Annotated in this window: 15 protein-coding genes; 11 read left to right on the top strand and 4 right to left on the bottom strand. The window is 75.0% G+C overall.

Annotation, left to right across the window (positions count from 1 at the left end; translation table 11 throughout):
* Positions 1-362 precede the first annotated feature (362 nt).
* The 7 genes from ACFVFR_RS03595 (at position 363) to ACFVFR_RS03565 (ending at position 10199) form a co-directional block, all read left to right on the top strand.
* A complete protein-coding gene (locus tag ACFVFR_RS03595) occupies positions 363-1142 on the top strand; it encodes a 2,3-dihydro-2,3-dihydroxybenzoate dehydrogenase (protein WP_383697714.1) in 780 nt (259 codons plus the stop codon).
* 408 nt (positions 1143-1550) lie between these two features.
* Positions 1551-2723, top strand: a complete 1173-nt coding sequence (gene dhbC, locus ACFVFR_RS03590; protein WP_383697731.1) for an isochorismate synthase DhbC — start codon at positions 1551-1553, stop codon at positions 2721-2723.
* Positions 2720-4429 carry a (2,3-dihydroxybenzoyl)adenylate synthase gene (locus tag ACFVFR_RS03585; protein ID WP_383697712.1) on the top strand — a complete coding sequence of 570 codons (1710 nt, stop codon included), beginning with the start codon at positions 2720-2722 and terminating at the stop codon, positions 4427-4429. Before dhbC ends, ACFVFR_RS03585 begins: the two co-directional genes overlap by 4 nt.
* An 86-nt stretch (positions 4430-4515) precedes the next feature.
* Complete coding sequence (locus ACFVFR_RS03580) at positions 4516-5148, top strand: isochorismatase family protein (protein ID WP_383697710.1); 633 nt, start codon at positions 4516-4518, stop codon at positions 5146-5148.
* 5 nt (positions 5149-5153) lie between these two features.
* A complete protein-coding gene (locus ACFVFR_RS03575; RefSeq protein WP_176160880.1) occupies positions 5154-5384 on the top strand; it encodes a phosphopantetheine-binding protein in 231 nt (76 codons plus the stop codon).
* Complete coding sequence (locus ACFVFR_RS03570) at positions 5381-9694, top strand: amino acid adenylation domain-containing protein (RefSeq protein WP_383697708.1); 4314 nt, start codon at positions 5381-5383, stop codon at positions 9692-9694. Before ACFVFR_RS03575 ends, ACFVFR_RS03570 begins: the two co-directional genes overlap by 4 nt.
* 265 nt (positions 9695-9959) lie before the next feature.
* On the top strand, positions 9960-10199 hold the full coding sequence (locus tag ACFVFR_RS03565; protein WP_383697706.1) for a DUF1049 domain-containing protein: 240 nt from the start codon (positions 9960-9962) through the stop codon (positions 10197-10199).
* A 177-nt stretch (positions 10200-10376) separates the two neighbouring features.
* Here ACFVFR_RS03565 and ACFVFR_RS03560 read toward each other — a convergent pair whose 3' ends face one another.
* A complete protein-coding gene (locus ACFVFR_RS03560; protein WP_383697704.1) occupies positions 10377-11303 on the bottom strand; it encodes an NmrA family NAD(P)-binding protein in 927 nt (308 codons plus the stop codon).
* A 138-nt stretch (positions 11304-11441) separates the two neighbouring features.
* Here ACFVFR_RS03560 and ACFVFR_RS03555 point away from each other — a divergent pair, with 138 nt between their 5' ends.
* Both ACFVFR_RS03555 and ACFVFR_RS03550 read left to right on the top strand, forming a co-directional pair.
* Complete coding sequence (locus tag ACFVFR_RS03555) at positions 11442-12293, top strand: helix-turn-helix domain-containing protein (RefSeq protein WP_383697702.1); 852 nt, start codon at positions 11442-11444, stop codon at positions 12291-12293.
* Between the two features lie 129 nt (positions 12294-12422).
* The gene (locus ACFVFR_RS03550) at positions 12423-12752 is read left to right on the top strand and encodes a hypothetical protein (protein WP_383697700.1); all 330 of its coding nucleotides are present in this window, start codon (positions 12423-12425) and stop codon (positions 12750-12752) included.
* Between the two features lie 288 nt (positions 12753-13040).
* Here ACFVFR_RS03550 and ACFVFR_RS03545 read toward each other — a convergent pair whose 3' ends face one another.
* Together ACFVFR_RS03545 and ACFVFR_RS03540 are read right to left on the bottom strand one after the other, a co-directional pair.
* Positions 13041-13823 (bottom strand): hypothetical protein, encoded by a 783-nt coding sequence (locus ACFVFR_RS03545; RefSeq protein WP_383697699.1) that lies wholly within the window; start codon positions 13821-13823, stop codon positions 13041-13043.
* A 47-nt stretch (positions 13824-13870) separates the two neighbouring features.
* Positions 13871-14401 carry a hypothetical protein gene (locus ACFVFR_RS03540; protein WP_383697697.1) on the bottom strand — a complete coding sequence of 177 codons (531 nt, stop codon included), beginning with the start codon at positions 14399-14401 and terminating at the stop codon, positions 13871-13873.
* Between the two features lie 641 nt (positions 14402-15042).
* Here ACFVFR_RS03540 and ACFVFR_RS03535 point away from each other — a divergent pair.
* Entirely contained in the window at positions 15043-15414 is a 372-nt protein-coding gene (locus ACFVFR_RS03535; RefSeq protein WP_383697696.1) for a hypothetical protein, read from the top strand.
* A complete protein-coding gene (locus ACFVFR_RS03530) occupies positions 15411-17399 on the top strand; it encodes an esterase-like activity of phytase family protein (protein ID WP_383697694.1) in 1989 nt (662 codons plus the stop codon). The genes ACFVFR_RS03535 and ACFVFR_RS03530 overlap by 4 nt, the downstream gene beginning before the upstream one ends.
* Before the next feature lie 103 nt (positions 17400-17502).
* On the opposite strand, the gene ACFVFR_RS03525 is transcribed toward ACFVFR_RS03530, so the two are convergent.
* Positions 17503-18750: an MFS transporter gene (locus ACFVFR_RS03525; protein WP_383697692.1), complete on the bottom strand. Its 1248-nt coding sequence runs from the start codon at positions 18748-18750 to the stop codon at positions 17503-17505.
* Between the last annotated feature and the right edge of the window lie 14 nt (positions 18751-18764).

The raw sequence follows: 18764 nt of genomic DNA, 5'->3' as shown, positions 1-18764 counted from the left end.
GCCCTGGCCGCCGCCGCCCGGGCCGGCCGCGCGGGAGTGCCGGATCGGCGCGCGGGGGCGCGGGTTGGTCGGGCCGACCACGTGCGGGCCCGCCACCGCGTGTCGCTGGCCGGGCGCCCTCGCCGGCCGGCGGACTCCGAAGCGGCGGACTCCCAGGCGGCGGACCCCGAAGCGGCGCACCCCGAGGCGGGGTGGCGCGATTGGCACGCTCACACGGAAGATGAGGCTCCGTCCGGTGTGGAGCGCGGCGGGCCCGCGCCCGGTCGCCCGATGTGCGATGCGAGGCTCGTCACCTGGGGCGGAGCGGTGAGCCATGCTAAGTTAGGGTTGCCTAAGTAGGGTCACGTCGAGGGGGCAACACCGTGCAGCAGCCAGAACTTTCCGGACGGATCGCGCTGGTCACCGGCGCGGGCCAGGGCATAGGCGAGGCGGTGGCCCGCGCCCTCGCCGACCGAGGGGCCAGGGTCGCCGCCCTCGACCGGAGCGCCGAAGGCGTCACCGCCCTGGAGAAGGAGTACGGAGCGCCCCGCGTGGGCGCGTACACCGCCGACGTCACCGACAGCGCGGCCGTCGACTCCGTCGTGGCCGACGTGGAGGGGGCCGTGGGCCCCATCGACATCCTGGTCAACGTCGCCGGCGTGCTGCGCCCGGCGCCGGTCGCCGACCTCACCGACCAGGACTGGAGCGAGACGTTCGCCGTGAACACCACCGGCGTCTTCCACACCTGTCGGGCCGTCACCCGCCACATGAGCGAGCGCCGCCGGGGCAGCGTCGTGACGGTCGGCTCCAACGCGGCCGGAGTGCCACGCACCAGCATGGCCGCCTACGCCGCGTCCAAGGCCGCCGCCACCATGTTCACCAAGTGTCTCGGCCTTGAGCTCGCGCGCAGCGGCGTACGCTGCAACGTCGTCTCGCCGGGGTCCACCGACACCGCCATGCAGCGGCAGTTGTGGACCGACCCGCAGGCCCCGTTGCGCGTCATCGACGGCGACCCCACCTCCTACCGCGTGGGCATTCCGCTCGGCCGCATCGCCGAGCCCGCCGACATCGCCGAGGCCGTCGCCTTCCTGGTCTCCGACCGGGCCCGCCACATCACCATGCACGACCTGTACGTGGACGGCGGAGCCACCCTGCGTGCCTGACCGCGCGGCGGCCACCCGGGCGCCGGCCACCGGCCGGCCCGCCCCGTGCCGCCGCGTCGCCGCGCCGGGCCGCGATCCGGCCCCGGCCGCGCCGGGCGAACGCCCCCACCGACGTGGGCGTCTCGCCCTCCTCGACACCCCGACCGGTGCCATCGCACCGAAGGAATGGAGTACCAGGTGACGACGACACGCGAGGTCGCCGAGCGCCCGATATCCGACTCGCCCGAGCCGGAACCCGCCCCGGGCCGCCCCGGCCCGGCCCCCGCCGCCAGCCCGCGCCCCGCCGCCGCGCGGCCCGCCCACGCGCCCGAGGCCACCGGCGCGACGGCCGGCCCGGCCCGCACCACCCGGGTCAGGCCAGCCCGGAGCGGCACCCGGGGCGCGCCCGCCCAGCGGCCGGCCCGCACGGTGGACACCGACGCCGTCGGCTCGGCCACCGCCCTGCTCGACGCCTACGACGCGGGCGAGGCCCGGTTCTTCGCCTCACCCACCCGCACCCTGCTCGCCCACGGCGTACGCGCCGAGGTGCCGCACGACGCGCGCCCGCTGCCCGAGCGGGTCAGCGCGGCGCTCGCGGAGCGCGCCGGCGAGGGGGAGCGCGCACCGGTGGTGGTCGGCGCCGTGCCCTTCGACCACACCGCGCCCGCGGCCCTGGCCATCCCGGACGTCACCCGCTGGGCCCCGCCGCTGGCCCAGGACCCGCTGATCGCGCTGCCCGCCGCCACCCCCGAGGCCACCGACTGGTCCGTGCGCCCCGTCCCCGAGCCGGCGGCCTACGGGGCGGCGGTCGCCGCGGCCGTGGGACGCATGCGGGCCGGCGAGTTCAGCAAGGTCGTCCTCGCCCGCACCCTGGAGCTGACCTCGCCGGCCGAGCTGGACCTGCCCGCCATGGTGCAGCGCCTGGCCCGCCGCGACCCGCGCGGCTACACCTTCGCGGTGCCCTCCGGCGCCGGCCGCACGCTGCTGGGCGCCAGCCCCGAACTGCTGGTCAGCCGGCGCGGTGGACAGCTCGTCGCCAACCCGCTGGCCGGCTCCACGCCACGCAGCGCCGACCTGGCCGAGGACGTACGCCGGGCCGCCGCGCTCCTGGAGTCGGAGAAGGACCTGCACGAGCACGCCGTCGTCGTGGACGCGGTGCGGGCGGCGCTGGCCCCCTACTGCGAGACGCTGCACGTGCCCGAGCGGCCCACCCTGGTCCGCACGGCCGCCATGTGGCACCTGTCCACCACCGTCACCGGCGAGTTGGCCCAGCGCGCCGGCGGCGCCGCCAGCGCTCTGGAGCTGGCCTGCGCGCTGCACCCCACGCCGGCGGTGTGCGGCACGCCCACCGGACTGGCCCGCGAGGTCATCGGCGATCTTGAGCCGTTCGACCGGGGCCTGTATACCGGAATGGTGGGGTGGGAGGACGCCAGCGGTGACGGCGAGTGGGTCGTCACCATCCGCTGCGCGGAGGCGGAGCGGCGCACACTGCGCCTCTTCGCGGGCGCCGGTGTCGTCGCCGCCTCCACGCCGGAGGCCGAAACCGCCGAGACCGGCGCGAAGTTCCAGACGTTCCTGCACGCGGTGGGGGTAGACCAGTGAGTACGCCGACCTGGCCGAGCGAGTACGCCGAGCGGTACCGGGCCGCCGGCTGGTGGCGCGGTGAGACGTTCGGGCAGATGCTGCGCGAGCGCGCCGAGCGGCACCCGGACCGGATCGCGGTCGTGGACCCGGCGCCCGCGCCGGGCGCGCCCGAGGGCCGGCGCCTGACCTACGGCGAGCTCGACGCCCGCGCCGACCGGTTCGCCGCCGGCCTGCTGGCCCGGGGCATCGGCAAGGGCGACCGGGTGGTGCTGCAACTGCCCAACGTCGCCGAGTTCTTCGAGGTGATGTTCGCGCTGTTCCGCGTCGGCGCGCTGCCGGTCTTCGCGCTGCCCGCGCACCGCGCCAGCGAGGTGCGCTACTTCTGCGAGTTCACCGAGGCCGCCGCGTACGTCATCCCCGCCACGCACGGCGGGTTCGACTACCGCGAGCTGGCCACCGAGGTCCGCGCCCAGGTGCCCACGCTGCGGCACGTGTTCGTCGCGGCCGACCCGGACGCGGCGGGCGCGCACACCCCGCTGGCCGAGCTGGCGGCCGAGCCCGTACCGGTCACCGACCCGCCCGCCCCCGGTGACCTGGCCTTCCTGCAACTGTCCGGCGGCAGCACGGGGGTGCCCAAGCTCATCCCGCGCACCCATGACGACTACCTCTACTCGCTGTGGGGCTCCAACGAGATCTGCGGCGTGGACGAGGACAGCGTCTACCTGTGCGCGCTGCCCGCCGCCCACAACTTCCCGCTCAGCTCGCCGGGCACGCTGGGCGCCCTGTACGCCGGCGCCCGCGTCGTGCTGGCCCCCCAGCCCAGCCCCGACGTCGCCTTCCCGCTCATCGAGCGCGAGCGCGTGACCCTCACCGGGCTGGTGCCGCCGCTCGCGCTGGCCTGGATCGAGGCCGCCGCCCGCCGCGACCACGACCTCTCCAGCCTCCAGGTGCTGCTGGTGGGCGGTGCCAAGTTCAGCGAGGAGGCCGCCCGTCGGGTACGCCCCGCGCTGGACTGCACGCTCCAGCAGGTCTTCGGCATGGCCGAGGGGCTGGTCAACTACACGCGCCTGGACGACGACGAGGAGACCATCGTCACCACCCAGGGCCGCCCCATCTCGCCCGACGACGAGGTGCGCGTGGTCGACGACGCCGACAACGACCTGCCGATCGGCGCCACCGGACACCTGCTCACCCGCGGCCCGTACACCATCCGTGGCTACTGGCGCGCCCCCGAGCACAACGCCACCGCCTTCACCGCCGACGGCTTCTACCGCACCGGCGACGTGGTGCGGCTGACCGACCACGGCTACCTGGTGGTGGAGGGCCGGGCCAAGGACCAGATCAACCGGGGCGGCGAGAAGGTGGCCGCCGAGGAGATCGAGAACCACATCCTGGCCCACCCCGCCGTCCACGACGTGGCCGTCGTCTCCATGCCCGACGCCTACCTCGGCGAGCGCACCTGCGCGTACGTCGTGCCACGGGCCGGCGCGGAGCCGGTGCGCCCCATCGCCATCAAGAAGTTCGTCCGCGAGCGCGGGCTGGCCGCGTACAAGGTGCCCGACCGGGTCGAGTTCATCGACGCGTTCCCCAGCACCGGCGTGGGCAAGGTCAGCAAGAAGGACCTGCGCGCGGCCATCGCCGCCCAGGTCGCCGCCCGCGCCCAGGAGTCGCCGTCGGCCGACGCGCCACCGGCCGCGCCACCCGCGCCGGCCGCCACCGCCTGACGCCCCGCCCCGCGCGTCGCCACCCCGCCCCGGCGGGGCGCGTACCGCACCACCCCGCTCGACCCGAAGCCCGAAAGGCCCCCGTCATGGCCCTGCCCGCCATCGCGCCGTACCCGATGCCCAGCGCGGCCGACCTGCCCACCAACAAGGTGGGCTGGACGGTCGACCCGAGCCGCGCCGTGCTGCTCGTGCACGACCTGCAGAACTACTTCCTGTCCGCGTTCGACCAGACCGCGTCCCCGGTGACCGAACTCCTGTCCAACGTCGCGCGGATCAGGAAGGAGTGCGCGCGCCTGGGCGTCCCCGTCGTGTACTCGGCCCAGCCGGGCGGACAGAGCCCCGCCGAGCGCGGACTCCAACAGGACTTCTGGGGACCCGGACTGCCCGACGACGAGCACGCCCGGGCCATCGCCGCCCCGGTGGCCCCCGAGAGCGGCGACACGGTGCTCACCAAGTGGAAGTACAGCGCCTTCGTCCGCAGCGACCTGGCCGAGCGGATGGCCGCGCAGGGCCGTGACCAGCTGGTCATCGTCGGCGTGTACGCCCACATCGGCGTGCTCCTGAGCGCCTGCGACGCGTGGATGCGCGACATCCAGCCCTTCCTGGTCGCCGACGCCGTCGCCGACTTCTCCGCCGAGGACCACGCGATGGCGCTGCGCTACGCGGCGGCCAAGTGCGCCGTCGTCACCACCACCGACACCGTTTTCGAGGGGAAGTAACCGCGATGGCCCTGACCGTGGAGCAGATCCGCGCCGATGTCGCCGACGTGCTGGGCGAGGACCCCGCCGACATCCCCGACGACGAGAACCTGGTCGACTACGGCCTCGACTCGGTCCGCGTCATGGCCCTGGTCGAGCGCTGGCGGCGCGACCACGGCGTCGAGGTGACCTTCGTCGACCTCGCCGAGGAGCCCGCCATCGAGCGGTGGGCGCCCCTCCTGGGGGCGCGGACATGACCACCCTGCTCGACCCGGCCACGCCACGGCGCGGGGCGGCCACCGGCGCCGACCGGCCCGCCCCCGGTCTGCCGCTGACCTCGGCCCAGTCGGGCATGTGGTTCGCGCAGGCCCTGGACCCGGACAGCCCGGCCCAGAACACCGCCGAGTACCTGGAGATCCACGGCCCGTTGGACCCGGTGGCCTTCGCCGAGGCCCTGCACCGCACCACCGGCGAGGCCGACGCGCTGCGGGTCCGTCTCGTCGCGGACCCGGGGGGCGCGGACGGACCCCGACAGGTACCCGTCGAGATCGAACCGCCCGGCCGCCCCGCCCCCGAGGGCGCGGGCGACGTGGCCCGGTGCGCCTTCCCGCTGCACCAGGCCGACCTGCGCGCGCCCGACGCGGGGGCCGACCCGGACGCCGCCGCCCTGGCCTGGATGCGCGCCGACCTGGCCACCCCCTTCGACCTGGAGCGCGGCCCGCTGTTCCAGCACGCCCTGTTCCGGGTCGGCGACGAGCGCTGGCTGTGGTACCAGCGCGTGCACCACATCGTCATGGACGGCTACGGCTACTCGCTGCTGGCCCGCCGCGTCGCCGAGGTCTACACGGCGCTGGCCACCGGCGCCGAGCCCGCGCCCAGCCCCTTCGGCCGGCTGGCCGACCTGGTCGCCGACGACCGGGCCTACCGCGCCGGCGACACCTTCGCCCGGGACCGCGCGCACTGGGCCGCCGCCTTCGGCGCGACCCTCCCCGCCGACACGACGGACCCGGACCCGGCCGCCCCCGCGCACGCCACGGACCTGCCCGAGGCACCCGGCCTGACCGGCCGCACCGCGCTGCCCGACCGCACCTTCCTGCGCCGCACCGCCCACCTGGGCCAGCCGGAGACCGAGCGGCTGCGCACGCTGGCCGCCTCGCTCCGCGCCACCTGGCCCGACCTGCTCTTCGCCGCCCAGGCGCTCTACCTCTCGCGCGCCACGCACGCCGAGGACGTCGTCCTGGGCGTGCCGATGATGGGCCGCATGGGGTCGGCCGCGCTGCGTATCCCCGGCATGGTCATGAACGTGCTGCCGCTGCGCCTGCGGGTCCGTCCCCAGGACACGCTGGCCACCCTGGTGCGCCAGGTCGTGCTCGGCATCCGCGCGCTGCGCCGCCACCAGCGCTACCGCTACGAGGACATCCGCCGCGACCTCGGCCTGCTCGGCGACGGCCGCGCCCTGGTTGGTCCGCTGGTCAACGTCATGCCCTTCGACTACGGGCTCACCTTCGACGGCGCGCCCTCCCAGGCGCACAACCTGTCCACCGGCCCCGTCGACGACCTGACCGTCAACATCTACGACCGTGCCGACGGCGCGGGGCTGCGGGTCGACTACGACGGCAACCCCCGGCTGTACGCGGAGGGCGACCTGGCTGACCACCAGCGCCGCTTCCTGCACCTGCTGGCCACTCTCGTCGACCCGGACACCGACCCGGGGGCGCCGCTGGGCGAGTTGGCCGTCCTCACCCCGGCCGAGCGCGTCCTGACGCTCACCGACTTCAACGACACCGCCCGCGCGCTGCCGCCCACCACGCTCATCGGCCCGATCGAGTACCGCGCGGCCCGCGTCCCCGACGCTCCCGCCCTGGTCTTCGGCGACCAGACCCTGACGTACGCGCAGCTCAACGCCCGTGCCAACCAGGTCGCCCGCCGCCTGACCGAACTCGGCGTACGTCCCGGCGTGCTGGCCGCCGTCGCCCTGCCGCGCTCGGTGGACCTGGTCGTCGCGCTGCTCGCGGTCCTCAAGGCGGGCGGCGCCTATCTGCCGCTCGACCCCGACTACCCGGCCGACCGGCTGGCGTACACGCTCCGCGACGCGGGCCCGGCGTGCGTGCTCACCGACCGGGCCACGCACCCGGCGCTGCCCGCGACCGAGGTGCCGGCCCTGGTCCTGGACGACCCACGGGTCCGCGCCGACCTGACCCGCTTCCCCACCACCGACCCGGGCCGCGCGCTGACCCCGCACCACCCCGCGTATGTCATCTACACCTCGGGCTCCACCGGCCGCCCCAAGGGCGTGGTCGTCCCCCACCGGGCGATCGACAACCGGCTGCGCTGGATGCAGGACACCTACCGGCTCACCGCCGATGACCGGGTGCTGCAGAAGACCCCGTCCGGCTTCGACGTCTCGGTGTGGGAGTTCTTCTGGCCGCTGCGCGAGGGCGCCACGCTGGTGGTCGCCGAACCCGGCGGACACCAGGACCCCGCCTACCTCGCGCGCATCATCCGCGAACAGCGCGTGACCACCACGCACTTCGTGCCGTCCATGCTCGGCGTCTTCCTCACCGAGCCGGACGCCGCCCGGTGCACGGGCCTGCGCCGTGTCTTCTGCAGCGGCGAGGCGCTGCCCCGGGAGACCGTCACCGACTTCCACCGCTTGCTGCCCGAGGTGCCGCTGCACAACCTGTACGGCCCGACCGAGGCGGCCGTCGACGTCACCTTCCACCCGTGCGTGCCCGGCGAGAGCGGCCCGGTCCCGATCGGCAAGCCGGTGTGGAACACCCGGCTCTACGTCCTGGACGCCGCGCTCCAACCCTGCCCGCCCGGCATCGCCGGCGAGCTCTACCTGGCCGGCGCCCAGCTCGCCACCGGCTACCTCGGCCGGCCCGACCTGAGCGCGGCCCGCTTCGTGGCCGACCCGTTCGCCGCCGAGCCGGGCGCGCGCATGTACCGCACCGGCGACCTGGCTCGCTGGCGGGCCGACGGCGCCGTGGAGTACCTGGGCCGCACCGATCACCAGGTCAAACTGCGCGGCCTGCGCATCGAACTCGGCGAGATCGAGGCGGCGTTGACCGCCTTCGACGACGTCGCCGCCGCCTGTGTGCTGGTCCGCGAGGACCGGCCGGGCGACCAGCGGCTGATCGGCTACGTGACGGGCCATCAGATCGCCGCGCGGACCGGGCGGTCGGTTCCGGCGGATGCCGCCGCCGGGGCCGACCGTCCAGCGAGGGGGAGCGATGAGAGCACGCACCTGGCTGCCGCGCCGACCGCGCCGCAGCGGGCCCACCCTGCGGGGCCCGGCGCTGCCACGGGAGTCGAACCGGGACCTGCCGCTGTCCCCGAGGGGACGCGGGCTGTGGGCGGCGGCCCGGACCCCGCCCTGCTCCGCGAACGCCTCGCCGCGCGGCTGCCGGACTACATGGTGCCGAGCGCCGTCCTCGTTCTGGACGCGCTTCCGCTGAGCCCCAACGGCAAGCTCGACCGCAAGGCGCTGCCCGCGCCCCCGGCCGCCGCGACGGCGGCGGGCCGCGCCCCGCGCGACCACCGCGAGGAGTCCCTGACCCGGCTGTTCGCGAAGGCGCTGGGCGCGCCACGGGCCGGCGTCGACGACAGCTTCTTCGACCTGGGCGGCAACTCGCTGCTGGCCGTGCGCCTGGTGGCCGCCGTCCGCGAGGCACTGGGCGTCGAACTCGCCCTGGGCACCCTCTTCCAGGCCCCGACCCCCGCCGCGCTCGCCGAACGGCTGCGCGCCGCCGCCGACGGCGAGGCCAGCGGCGCGGACGACGCGCTGGGCGTGCTGCTCCCGCTGCGGCGCGGCGGCGACCGGCCGCCGCTGTTCGTCCTCCACCCGGCGGGCGGCATCAGCTGGTGCTACGCCGGCCTGCTGGCCCCGCTCGGACCCGACCAGCCGGTCTACGGGCTCCAGGCGCGCGGCCTGACCCGGCCCGAACCGCTGCCGGGCACGATGGAGGAGATGGCCGCCGACTACCTGGACCACATCCGCGCCGTCCAGCCGCACGGCCCCTACCGGCTGCTGGGCTGGTCGGTCGGCGGCGTCGTGGCCCACACCGTCGCGGTCCGGCTCCAGGAGGCGGGGGAGCGCGTCGAACTGCTGGCCCTGATGGACGCCTACCCCTCCGACCAGTGGCGCGACCTGGCCATCCCGGCCCAGGCGGATGCCCCGCGCGCCCTGCTGCGGATGGCCGGCTTCGACCTCCAGGAGGGCCGGGCTCTCACCCGCGAACAGGTCCTGGACACGCTGCGCCGCGAGGGCAGCGCGCTGGCCAGCCTGCCGGACTACACGCTCTCGGCGGTCGTGGACATCGTCGTCAACAACGCGACGCTGATGCGCAAGCACGAGCACCGCGTCTTCGACGGCGACGTGCTGTTCTTCACGGCCACCGCCCCCCGTGCCGAGGACTGGCTGACCCGCGCCGCGTGGCAGCCCTACGTCACCGGCACCCTGGTCAACCACGACATCGCCTGCCTCCACCCCGAGCTCACCCAGCCACGGGCGCTGGCGGTGGTGGCCGATGCGGTACGGAGCTGGCCGCCGGGCGAGCGGGCCTGAGCGGTCGTGGGCCCCGGCGGCCGGCGGGGTCGCGGTGGCCGGCCCGGCCGTGACCGGGCGGAGCGTGGGCCGAGGACGGGCGAGGGGGCGACGCGTGCCCGACGCGTCGCCCCCTCGGCGTCTCCCGCCGGCCGGCGCGCCCCGTCACCCGTACGGCCTACGCCTCGCCGCCACGCCATGCGCGCCGCGCGGCGCGCCCCATCCTGGACGTAGGTCGCGCTCCGAACGTGAGGGGGCGGCCCGAGGTTCGAGGGAAGGGGGCGCCATGAGTGCCAAGACGAAGACGGGCGGCGGCGGAGGCGGACGCGCGCAGGAGTTCCTGACGCCCGGCAGGATCGCCGTCGGCGTCATCGGCGTCCTCGGTCTCATCTTCATCTTCGAGAACACCCGCGAGGTCAAGATCCGTCTCCTGATCCCCGAGGTCACCATGCCCCTGTGGGCGGCGCTCGCGGCGGTGGCCCTGATCGGCGGCCTGTGCGGGGCGTATCTGTTCCGGCGGCGCTGAGGGCGCGCCGCGTGCGCCGCACCGGCGGTCGGACCGGGCGCCCGGGTGAGGGCGCGCGCGGACCGGCACACCACGGTCCGGGGTGGTGGGCGACCGGCCGGGCCGCGCGGGTCAGCCCCGGACGGCTGCCGGGGCGGCCGGCGTCGCGCGTACCCGGCCCGGCGGCCCCGAGGAGGGTCAGCGCGGGGCGTTCGCGACGGTTCCGGCACGAAGGGCGGGCAGGAAGGTGTGGGTGAGGAAGGTCTCCAGCGACGTGGGGGCGGGCACGGTCGTGACCGTCGAACGGGGGCGCGCGGGGGCCAGGTGCCCGGAGTTGATCGCGCGGGCCACCTCGACCATTAGCCCGGTGACGTTCTCCGACACCCCGGCCGCGCGCTGTTCGGCCGCGAACTCCTCGATCGGCTGCTGGAGGTAACGCAGCCCCGGCAGGCCCGCGACCCGGGCGAGCACGGCCGCCACAGCGGTCATGCTGAGGTCACGCTCCCCGGGTGGCGCGACCACCTCCGGCGCGCCCGGGCGCGCTGGGGTCGGCGCGCGGAGGTGGTGTGCGGCGGCGCGGCCGACGTCCCGTGCCGCGACGAACGGCAGGGCGACGTCGGGTGCCAACGGCGCCACGAGCAGGCCGTGGTCACGGACCCGCCGGACCTGGCCGAGCAGGTTCTCCATGAAGTACCCGGCCCGCAGGTGGGTGACGGCCGCTTCCAGGGTGTTCGTGCGCCGCTCCAGGTGACGCAGCCCGACCACCGGGCCGGTGCCCGACTCCCTGTCGGCACCCCAGCTGCTCAACGTCACCACCCGCCGCACGCCGCTGTCGGACAGCGCCGCGACCATGGCCGCCACGATCCGACGCTGGTGCGCCACGAAGTCCGGGCTGTCGGGCACGTAGTTGGGCTGGACCATGACGTACACCCCCTCAGCGCCCCGGAAGGCGGTGGCCAGCGCCCCGGCGTCGGTGGGCTCCGCCACGGCCGGCTCCGCGCCGGCGGCCGCCACGGCCAGCCCGCGGGCGTCACGTCCGACCGCTCGGACGTGGTGACCACCCCGCAGCAACGCGTCCACCACGGCCCGCCCCGTCCGGCCGGTCGCCCCGGTCACCACGTACATCCCACGCTCCTCACCGCGCCGCACCGGGTAGGTGCGCCGCCCTCGACGACGGCCCCGACGCTAGGCGCCGCTCGGCCGGCGCGGGTGGTGGCGCCACACCCACCCTCGCGGGGCGCGCCGCCGCGTAGCCTGAGTGGCATGGCGAGGACGACCGTGGGACCACTCGGGGCTTTTCTACGGGCCCGGCGCGCACGCGTTCGCCCCGAGGAACTCGGCCTCGTGCCCGGGCCCGCCCGGCGGGTGCCGGGGCTGCGCCGGGTGGAGGTGGCGCTGCTCGCCGGCGTGAGCACCGACTACTACACGCATCTGGAGCAGGGGCGCGAACGACACCCCTCGATCCGGGTGCTCGACGCCCTCGCCACCGCCCTGCGCCTGGACGGCGCCGCCCACGCCCACCTGCGCCGGCTCGCGGACCCCCACCCCGCGCCCCCGGTGGCCAGCCCGCCGTCCGACCAGGCCCGGCGCGACCTCACCGACCTCGTGCGGCACGGGGTGACGGCGCCGGCGATGCTGGTCACACCCTGGCTGGAGGTCGTCGCGCGCAACGAGCCCGCCGCCGCGCTCTACGCCGGGTTCGCGCACCGCGACAACCTCGCCCGCCTGGCCTTCCTCGACCCCCGCGTCGGCGAGCTCGTGCCCGACCCCGAGCACCTGGCACGGTGCACGGTCGCCACGCTGCGCGCGGCCACGGGCCCGGGGCCGCACGAGCCGCGCCTGGCCGAGCTCATCGCCGAACTCGCGCGCGGCAGCGCGTCGTTCCGCCGCCTGTGGGACCGCCACGACGTCCACCGCAAGGGCAGTGCGACCAAGCACTTCCGCCACCCGAGCGCCGGCCTTCTCACCCTGCGCCAGCACGTGTTGGCGCTGCCCGACCACCCGGGTCTCCAGATGTGGGTCTACCAGCCCGAGCCGGGCTCCCCCTCCGAACGCGCCCTGCGCGCGCTCCGCGAGGCGCCACTCGCGCAGGCCGGCCGGGCCGCGTCCGGCTGACCCCGCGTCCGCGCGACCGCCGGATCACGCCAACCGAGCCGACACGGGTGGTCGCCGGGCCCGCCTCGGGGGAGGATCGCCATGCGCGGCGTGGTGCCGGGTGGACGGGTCGCACGGAGGAGCCGGGGGATGTCAACCGACGAGCAGCGTGTGCGCGGGCTCCTCGCGCCGCACCTGATGGGCCTGTTGGACGAACCGTCGGTCACGGTCGACGTGCGGGAGATCGAGGTCCTACCGCGCGGGCGCACCTTCGACGTGGCGCTGGACGTGGTGGTGCGCGACGAGCGCTGGCGGGTGCGTGTCCGCTGCGACAACTCCGACAGCGTGCTCTACGACGCCGCCCCGCCCCCGCACGTGGTGCGGTCGGTGGCCCACCTGATCCGCGTCCAGCTCTTCGAGTGGTGGCACACCAAGGGGCGCGAGCGCCGGTCCGCCGCGCTGGGGGAGCGGCTCCCGTAGTGGCTCGGCGCGCCGCGCCCGGTTGTGCTCCGCGCGGCCGGGTCGGCCCCGGCCCGAACTTCGCTCCCCGCGCGCGGGGTTGGTCCCCGGATACGGATACAGGCGATGGGTGACCAGATCTCGTCCCCGCACCGGCGGGGCTGCTCCACCGCCCGAACCGTGGGCCCGTACGGCGAGGGGCGCCCCGGCGTGAGGCGCCCCGGTGCGTGAGGGCCCCACCCCCGGGGACGGGCGGGGGCGGGGCCCTCGCGCGGGCTGGGCTCGGGACGTGCCCGGGCGCCGAGCGGCTCAGGCCGGTGACACCCTGGCGGCGGTCACCACGACGGGCAGGGTGTGCCCGGTCGCCCTCAGCGCGTCGCCGGTCGCCTCCACCAACCACACCGCCACCTCGGGCGACCACTCGCGGGCGCGACACCCGAACCGCACCACCGCCCGCGCCCCCTCCACCAGCGGACGCTCCTCCACGCGCGCCGGTTGGCGCGCGCCGGCCTCGGGCGAGGAGTCGCGCACGTCGGCCGCGCCTCCCACCCGCTCCCGCACGGCGTCCCGTACCCGCGTCGTACTCTCCCGGCGCCAGGCCGAGGAGGGCGCGGCGGACACCGTCACCAGCACGTCCACGGCCCCGTCCGGGTCGGCCAGCGCGAACCAGTCCCGCATGTCCTCCCAGTCGCCCTCGGCGTCCCCGGCGGTGATCTGGAGCGGAAGGTAGGTCCGCAGCGCGGCCAGACCCACCGTCCCCACCCGTCCCAGGGCATCGACCAGCACGCGCGTCATGGGCAGTACGGGGAGCCGGGGGTGGCGCGCGTCCTCCGGAATGTCGGCGCGCATCCACGCCAGCCGGCGCGGCTGGCCGTCGCCGGCCCAGTCGCCGCCCTTCTCGCAGTCGAGCCAGCGATCGGGCAGGTGGAAGCGCTTCTTGCCGCTCGACGTCTGCCAGCCGTACGGGGCGTGCCAGCCGTACGCGTCCGTGCGCTCCACCGCGAGATCCAGCACGGACTCGCGGAACTCGGCCCGGTCCAGGTCGTCGAGCCAGGGGTGTGCCGCGAGCGCCCCGTGGATTTCCACTGTCATTCCGCAGTGCATGGGCTTTTCCCTCAGTTAATTAGCCGGCGTGGTTCTCACACGCCGCAGCGCAGCTTCACGGTTTTGGTGTATGCCTTCTCCGGTGTGTCGGCGACCCCCACTATGTCGACGTCTATGACGCTGCGCCACTGTCGGGTCTGGTGATTCGCGCAGGTCTTGCGGGCCGTGGTGCGCGGTTTGCTACTGCCGCGCTTCGCGGGCTTGACGGTCTTGACGCCCTTGCTCACCGTGTGCCACTTCTTTCCGTTCTTCGCCTTCACCTGGAGCCAGACGGTGACCTTGGCCTTGCTCCCGGGGCCGCTGAACTTCCTCCACCATCCATGGGCCGACGCGGTGCGGGGCGGAGTGCTGGAGACATGGACCTTGTCCCCGTAGGTCCCAAAACGCCCGGCTCCGGCGATGCGCTGGCCCGCCTCCACGGTGCCGACATCCGCCTTCGGCGTGCCCTCGGCCACGCGACCGGAGTGAGTGCCGGTCTCGATAACGCCTGCTCGCGCCGGAATTGCGGTACCACCGGCAATCAGTACGGTCAGAGCAAAAGAAGCAGTCATTGTGCGAATACGCATGTAGTGCCTCCTTCTATCCGCGAGTGCGGCGCAGTGCACGCTAGCGCAGGAACGGTGCGTTCATCGCGGCCTTCCGGCCAATGTGCGGGAGAAATCCCCACACTCCGCAGCGAGTTTCGAGAGACAGGAGTGAAATGTGGTACGGCGGGGGCAGGCGGCGCGCGGGGAATGCGCGCATCGCCCGCGCCCCACCCCACTCCGACACGGCCTCATCGGTGCCGTCGGCCTCGGCCGCCTGGGAATTCGCCCCGCACGCCGCTGAATCCGTCCCCTGGCCGAGGAGTGGGCCGAGGAGTGGTGGGCCGGGTGGGTGACCCCGGCGGCGGTGTCGCAGCGCGCGAAGCCGCGCGAGAGTCGGCCTCCCGGTGCTGTAGAGCCCCAGGTCAGCCGTCTCGTCCCCGGGCGCGGGGCGCGCCTTCGCGGCCCGCGTCCCGCGATCGGGGCCGGCACCACCGATGTGCGTCAGGTGTACCGGGCGAGGTAAGTGTGTTGTCGTGGAGGCGAGTTGGGGCTGTCCCCGACTCCTGTCGCGTACGCGTACGGCACACCGCCCGCCGCCCGCGCCGCGCGTTGGGCGAAGTCGCCCGGTGGGTACGCGCGCGGTGCGAGCGTCGGAGGGGCTCACATCACGGGGGCACGGCATGAACATCCAGCTACGGGTGGACAACCCGGGCGACGACCACGACCATCACTCGCTCTACCAGTGGCTCGGCGAGGCCACCCCGCGCCTGCGGGCCGACGGCGTCACGCTGCTACGGCCCGGCGCGGACCCGAGGCCCGGCGAGATGGGCGGGGCCTTCGACGTCATCCGGTTCGTCTTCGACTCCTCGGTCCAGCTGGGCGCGTTGGCCGTGGCCATCGCCACCTGGCGGGCCGCGCACGCCGCCCGCGCCGGTTCCTCGCTGACCGTCGAACGGGACGGTCGACGCGTCACCCTCACCGGCGTGGACGTGAGCGACCCGGACGCCGTTCGGCGGGCGTTGGAGGAACTGCTGCGCGAGGACCCGTCATGACGGAGGCGGACGCCGTGGAACCCGCGGGTTCGCCGTCGGCGCGCGGCGGTCTCGGGCGGCGCATCGACCCCCAGCGGTCGGCCTGTGTCCTCATCGGCGTCAGCGCCTACGACAGGCGGGAACTGCCACGACTCGCCTCCGTGGCGCGCAACATCGAGGCGCTGGCGGCGGAGTTGCGGGACCCCGACGTGTGGGGCGTGGCGCCGGAACGGATGAGGGTGATCGCGAACCCGACGTCCGTCGAGGACGTGACGCTACCCATCCGGGAGGCCGCCGACCTGGCCACGGACACGCTGTTGATCTACTACGCGGGCCACGGTGTCCTGCACGGCAACAGCGAACTGCACCTCACCCACCGGGGCACGCACCGCCACTACAGCGAGACCGCCGTCCGGTACGCGACGCTGCGCGACATCCTGTGGGAGCACCGAGCGACCATCGCGCGCCGCGTCGTCATCCTCGACTGCTGCTACAGCGGCAACGCGGTGGCCGGGCTGTCGTCCCACGAGGTCGACGACCTGGTGGCCATCGAGGGTTCGTACGTCATGACCGCGACGCCGCGCAACGCCCTGGCCATGGCGCCGAGCGGGGAGCCCTACACGGCGTTCACCGGGGCGCTGCTCGACGTCATCCGGCGGGGTCTCCCGGACCGCGCCGAGCGCCAGCACCTCACCCTCGACGATATCCACACCGCGATCCGCAGCTCCCTGGGCAAGCGCAACCTGCCGCTGCCCGGCAAGCAGGACTCGCACGGCGTGGGGGACCTCCCCTTCATCCGGAACCGGCTGAGCCCGGTGCGACCGGTGGCGGCCCGGGCGCCGTACTGGACCAGGGCGCGGGTCGCCGTGGCCACGGCGGTGCTGGCCGGCGTCGCGGCGTCCGGCGGTGTCGCCGGACACGTGCTGGCCGGCGCCGGTGGCGGAGTCGAGCGGGCCGCCGACGCCCGGCCCGCGCCCGCGCCGACCGGCCCCTGTGGCCCGGGTGCCAGAGCCTCGCTGCTGAGCGTCTCCGACGCCCTGAACCAGCACGACGAGTGGCAGGGCACCAAGGTGGAGGGCCTGTCGGCGCTGGCCCTGACCGGGGGCGGCGGCACCGAGGCGATCGCGTTGCGCGACGAGGAACCGGCCCGGCTGTTCCGTCTCCGGCTCGGCTCCCCGGAATCACTCCACCCCGAGGTCACCGGGTTGCGCAGTCTCCACCAGGCGGACGGGCGCAAGTTCGAGGAGTTCGACGGCGAGGGGCTGGTCATCGAGAAGGGCGGCGGGACCGTGCTGGTCACGGCCGAGCGGGGGCCGGCGCTTCGCCGGTTCGACCTGGCCAGCGGGCGGCAGGTCGGGCGGGACTTCGCGCTGCCCGACGCGTTCTACCCGCCGCCGCGCGGCGAGGCCCAACGTTCACGCAGTCTGGAGTCCCTCACCGTCACCGACAGCGGGAGGTACCTGTACACCGGCGTGGAGGGGTCGCTGATCCGCGACGCGGACGTCCACGGGCGTCACCAGGTCCGTATCCAGCGCCTTCGGGGCAAGCCGGGTGGTGCGTACGTGCCCGACAGGCAGTTCGCCTACCAGACGGAGGAGGGGCACTACCTCAGCGAGCTGGTCGCCGTGGACGACACGCGCCTGCTGGCCCTGGAGCGCGGATACCTGCGCGGCGTGGGCAACGGCATCCGCGTCTACGTGGTGGATGTGGCCGGCGCCACGAACGTCGCGCACATCGACGCGCTGGACGAGAACATGGCCGACGCGCTCCTGCACAAGCGGTCGCGTCCGCTGCTCGACCTGCGCGAGTGCCCGCACGGCGGGGTGCGGGCCGCGGAGCCCCAGAGCAATCCGATCCTGGAGAACGTGGAGGGGATGGCTCTCGGCCCCGCGTGGCGGGACGGGAGACACCGGGGCACCCGCCCCCTGTACCTCGTCTCCGACAACAACGGCCGCAAGGCCCAGTCGACCCGGGTCTACGCCTTCGCGGTGGACCTTCGCGACTGAGCGGGGCCGGGCGCTGGCCGCACGGCGAAGGCCGGCGGCCCGGCCCCCGCCCCGCCGGCGGGAGCGCCCCGTACGGGAGCCCGACCCCGCCCGACCCCCCGCGCTAGCCGGCGTTCGCCCCGCCAGGTGCGGGGGCCGCGACGCGCAGGGCGATCAGGGCGGCGGAGGCGATCAGGACCACGCCCGCGATGGTGAACACCGTGGTGATGCCGCCGAGGCCGAAGAGCGCCCCGCCCGCCGCGGCGCCGCCCGCGATCGCGGACTGGACGCCGACGACCACCAGACCGCCCGCGCTCTCGGCCTGGTCGGGGACCATGCGCGTGGCCCAGTTGGACCAGGCCACCGACACGCCCCCGAAGGCCAGGCCCCAGAGGACGACCAGGGCCGCGTACCCGTACCGTCCGGCGGGGAGCAGCGCCAGGCCCAGCGCCGCCGCGCCCATCAGCGTCGGGGTGAGGGCCAGGGTGAGGCGCAGGTTGACCTCCAGCAGCCAGCCGGCCGCCAGCGTGCCGACGAAGTTCGCCACCCCGAAGGCGAACAGCAGCAGCGTCAGCCCGTCGGTGTCCACCCTCACCACGTCCTCCAACGCGGGGCGGACGTAGGTGAACAGGGCGTAGTGGCCGACGTGCACGAGCAGCATCCCCACCAGTCCCACCCCGAAGCCGGGCCGGCGCAGCACCTCCCACAGCGTGCCCAGCCGTGCCGTGCCGTGGGGCGCCATACGAGGCAGGGTGACGAGCTGGAACACGAGGGTGAGTACGCCCAGCGCGGCTGCCACCAGGAACGTGACGCGCCAGCCGGAGAGTTCGCCGAGGTAGCTGCCCAGCGGAATGGCCACGACGGTCGCCACCGCGATGCCGCTGAAGATGACGGCCACCGCCCGGGGCACCAGGGCCGTGGGCACCAGGCGCATGGCCACCGCCGCCGCCATGCTCCAGAAGCCGCCGAGCGCGACGCCCAGCAGAACGCGCATCAGCAACAGCACGACGATGTCGCCGGCCACGGCCACCAGCAGATCGGACACGACCAGCAGGACGGTGAAGCCCAGGAGCACGGCGCGGCGGTCGACCCTTCGGGTCAGGCTCGCGGTCAACAATCCGGAAAGCATCGCCGCCACCGCCGTGACGGTAACGGCCTGGCCGGCGACGGCTTCCGACACACCCAGATCGGCGGCCATCGGCGTCAACAGGCTGGCGGGTAGGTATTCCGCGGTCAGAAGTCCGAAGACACCCGTCGCCAACGAGAACACCGCGGCCCACGCGGGAACGGTCGGCGCGGGTGGTATCCGTTCTTCGTCGGCGACTTCGGCCGCGTCGCATTCGGGTGCGGCGTCGCATACGTCACTGCTCAACTCGCTACGTCTCC

The sequence above is a fragment of the Streptomyces sp. NPDC057702 genome, assembly GCF_042799315.1.
Classification (GTDB): Bacteria; Actinomycetota; Actinomycetes; order Streptomycetales; family Streptomycetaceae; genus Streptomyces.
The sequence above is the reverse complement of the archived record's forward strand: the minus strand, read 5'-3'. Positions and strand labels throughout refer to the sequence as shown.